This is a genomic window from uncultured Arenimonas sp. (assembly GCF_963976025.1).
Taxonomy (GTDB): Bacteria; Pseudomonadota; Gammaproteobacteria; order Xanthomonadales; family Xanthomonadaceae; genus Arenimonas.
On the sequence record NZ_CAXBJS010000221.1, the window covers coordinates 1 to 3,882 of the forward strand.

Here is a 3,882-nt window from a genome sequence, read left to right on the forward strand (position 1 = left end):
CGGGTGAAGTCCGGCGGCCTCGGCGCCCGCCTGCGCGCCTGGCGCGAACAGCACCTGTATTCCCTGTTCTCCAGTCTCGGCCGCCTGCTGCAGCGGCCGGTGGCCACCAGTCTTACCGTCGGCGTGATGGCCGTGGCCATCGCCCTGCCGCTGGGCCTGGCCCTGGCCCTGGGCAACCTGGAGCGTTTTTCCGGCACGGTCAGCGAATCGCGCGACATCGGCGTTTTCCTCGCCGCCGATATCGACGGCGAACGGGTCGAAGCACTGTCGGAAGAACTGCGCGCCCGACCCGACGTCACCGCTGTGGCCGTGCGCACGCCCGACGAGGGCCTGGCCGAATTCCGCGAAATGAGCGACCTCGCCGGCGCCCTGGAAGTATTGGAAGGCAACCCGCTGCCCTACGTGCTGGTGGTTTCGCCCGCCGGCGACGACGACGGCAGCGCCCTGGCCGACGACCTGCGCGCCCTGCCCGAAGCCGAAGTGGTGCAGCACGACGCGCTCTGGCGCCAGCGCCTCACCGCCTGGCTGGCCTTTGGCGAACGCGTGGTGCAGGTCGTGGCCGTGCTGCTGGGCCTGGGTGTGCTGCTGGTGGTGGGCAATACGGTGCGCCTGGACATCGGCGCACGCAGCGAGGAAATCGCCGTGCTCCAGCACCTGGGTGCCACCGACGGCTTCGTCCGGCGGCCGTTTTTGTACCTGGGCGCCTGGTACGGCCTGGCTGCGGGCGCCCTGGCGCTGGTGCTGCTGGCCGTGGCCGGGGGCCTGCTGCAGGGCCGCCTGACCGCCCTGGTGGCCAGCTACGGCAGCCAGTTCGCCCTTTCCGGGCCGGGCTGGCGGGGCACTGCAGCGCTGCTTTTCGGGGCCGCGGCGATGGGGTGGCTGGGCGCGTGGCTCGCAACCGGGCATCATCTACGTCGGACCCGTCCTACGGACGTGTGACATGAACAGCCCGAGTTTCCGAAGCTTCGACACCACCAGCCCGCGCATCATGGTCGTGGACGGCTCCAAGGTCGTGCGCAAGATGATCGAAGGCGTCCTGCGCCAGCAGCTGCCCGACATGGAGTTCGTCGGCTGCGAAACCGGCGAGGAGGCCAAGGCCGCCCTGCAGGCCGGCGCGGTCAACCTGGTCACCATGGCCCTGCGCCTGCCCGACATGGACGGGCTCGACCTCGCCCGCTACCTGCGCGAGCACACGCCCCAGGCCTATATCCCGATCATCGTGGTTTCCGGCGACGTGCAGGAACGCCTGGAAAGCCGCTCGATCAGTGACGACGTCACCGACTACTTCGACAAGTCGCTGGGCTTCAACGCCCTGGCGGCCTTCATCAAGGGTTACGTGGCGCCTGAGTCCGAAGCCGGTGGCGAAGTGCTGTACGTCGAGGTCGCCATGGCGACCCGGCGCATGCTGGAAAAACACGGGCTCACCGTCACCCACGCCACCGGCGTGGAAGACGCCATCGCCCACCTGGAAACCGCGCGCGCGCAGGGCAAGGTGCCCGGACCGGACGTGGTGCTGACCGACGTCTACCTGAAGGGCGAGCTGACCGGCAACGACCTGCTCAAGTCGATCCGCAACGAATTCGGCTACGCCAAGGGCCTGCTGCCGGTGCTGGTGATGACCGGCGACGCCAACCCGGCCAACCAGAGCGACCTGCTGCGCGCCGGTGCCAACGACCTGGTGCAAAAGCCCATCGAAGAACGCCTGCTGGTGACCAAGCTGCTGTTCCAGCTGCGCGTGGGCCGGCTGCTGCGGGCCAAGCTCGGCAAGTAGGGTGGCCGGCGACCGCGTCCGCCTGGAACCGGGCTGGAAGGCCCGGGTCGGCGACTACCTGCAGCGCCCGGACATGCAGGAACTATCGGCCTTCCTGCGTAGGGAAAAAGCGGCCGGAAAGCACATCTTCCCGCCCGGCCCGCGCATCTTTTCCGCCCTCGACGCCACGCCCTTCGACCAGGTGAAGGTGGTCATCCTGGGCCAGGACCCCTACCACGGTGCCGGCCAGGCCCACGGTCTGTGTTTTTCGGTGCTGCCGGGCGTGCCGGTGCCGCCGTCGCTGCTCAATATCTACAAGGAAATCCAGGCCGACCAGGGCCATGCGCCGCCCGGCCACGGCTGCCTGCTGCCCTGGGCCCGTCAGGGCGTGCTGCTGCTCAATGCGGTGCTCACGGTCGAGGAAGGCCGGGCCGGTTCGCACCAGGGCAAGGGCTGGGAAGGCTTCACCGACGCCATCGTCCAGGCCCTGGACCGGGAAAAGGAAGGCTTGGTCTTCATGCTCTGGGGCGCCTACGCCCAGGCCAAGGGCAAGCTGCTGCAGGGGCGGCACTGCGTGCTGCGGGCCCCGCACCCCTCGCCGCTGTCGGCGCACCGGGGTTTCCTTGGCTGCGGCCACTTCAGCAAGGCCAACCGCTGGCTGCAGGTGGCCGGCAAGGCGCCGGTGGACTGGTCCCTGCCGCCCCGGGCGGCGGTGGAGGCCCTGCTGGCATCTGCCGGCCCCGCTTCCGGGACCCCCGATTGAAAGTGTGACGCCGTTCACGCGCCCGGACCGGGCCGTGGGTACTGACGCAAAACGGCGCATTTTGCCCTCCAACGCCGCTGCCTGGCCGCAACAAAGCTTTGCAGACTATTGAAATATCAGTGTTTTTGGACAAGAGGCGGGCGGTTCTTGCCTTTGGGGAGGGGCGTGTAGGAGGCTTGTGAAGGTATCGAAGGGGCAATGACCCCTTCGAACGTGCGCCGGCCTGTAGATGGCACGCGTTTTGCATGAGTGGGATTAAGCGCCCAGTTTCCAGAGAAGTTTCCAAGGCGCTGTTTTAATTTTTTTACCAGGGGGCAAGGTGACTGTGGATATCGAATCGGGACGGAGTCCCGGCGCGGGTGCGCGCCTGTGCCTTGCCGCTTTGGCGCTCAACTTGCTGCTTTGCCTCGGTTCCGCTTCGGCCCAGGACGCCATCAATACCGCCACGGTCACGGCGCCTGCGGGCATCACCGATCCCAACCCGGGCAACGACACCGCCACCGACACGGACGCCCTGCTGACGCCGGCACTTATTGTGTCCAAGTCGGGCGCGCTGGATCCCGACGTGGTTGCGCCAACGGGCGTGGCCAATATCGGCGACGAGATCTCCTACACGATCACCGTCCAGAATACCGGCACCGGCCCCGCCTCGGGCGTGTCGGTATCCGACCCGCTGCTGGGCGCCCTGAGCTGCCAGATCGGTGGTTCCGCGACCGCGCTGCCGGCCAGCCTGCCGGCCTCCCAGAGCCTGGTCTGCACCGGCACCCACACGCTCGACCAGGCCGATATCGACGCCGGCAGCGTGGACAACACCGCCACGGTCACCGCCGACCAGGTCTGCCGGGCCGGACTGGACCCGGTCTGCTCGGCGACCGAGAACACCGTCGTTCTCCAGGTTCAGGCCCTGACCCTGGTCAAGGATGCCGCGGTCCTGGACACCGACGTCAACGGCGACGGCTTCGTCAACGCCGGCGACACCCTGGAATACACGATCACTGCGACCAATACCGGCAACGTCGACCTGACCGACGTGGTGGTCAGCGATGGCCAACTCACGCCGGGCAGCACGACGTGCGCGACGGTCCCGGCGGGCGGTACCTGCATCCTGACGGGCACGCATGTCGTTACGCCCGCCGAGGCCCAGGCCGGCGAAGTGGTCAACACCGCCAGTGCGACCAGCAACGAGGTTCCCGGCCCGACCGACTCCAACACGGTGACCACGCCGGTCATCCAGGTGCCGGCGCTCACTCTCGCCAAGTCGACGGCGACGCTGACGGCGGATGCGGATGCGTCGGGCGACATCACCGAAGGCGACACCCTCAGCTACACCGTCACCCTGACCAACACCGGTGACGTCGCGCTCACCAAC

Annotated in this window: 4 protein-coding genes; all 4 read left to right on the forward strand. The window is 68.1% G+C overall.

Annotated elements, in window-relative coordinates:
* The first annotated feature begins 3 nt into the window (after window positions 1-3).
* Window positions 4-939, forward strand: a complete 936-nt coding sequence (gene ftsX / locus AACZ35_RS13050) for a permease-like cell division protein FtsX (protein WP_339830001.1) — start codon at window positions 4-6, stop codon at window positions 937-939.
* A 1-nt stretch (window position 940) separates the two neighbouring features.
* Window positions 941-1,771, forward strand: a complete 831-nt coding sequence (locus tag AACZ35_RS13055) for a response regulator (RefSeq protein WP_339829995.1) — start codon at window positions 941-943, stop codon at window positions 1,769-1,771.
* 1 nt (window position 1,772) lies between these two features.
* Window positions 1,773-2,513 (forward strand): uracil-DNA glycosylase, encoded by a 741-nt coding sequence (ung, locus tag AACZ35_RS13060; RefSeq protein WP_339829997.1) that lies wholly within the window; start codon window positions 1,773-1,775, stop codon window positions 2,511-2,513.
* A 394-nt stretch (window positions 2,514-2,907) separates the two neighbouring features.
* On the forward strand, window positions 2,908-3,882 hold a 975-nt coding region (locus tag AACZ35_RS13065; RefSeq protein ID WP_339829999.1), incomplete at its 3' end, for a hypothetical protein.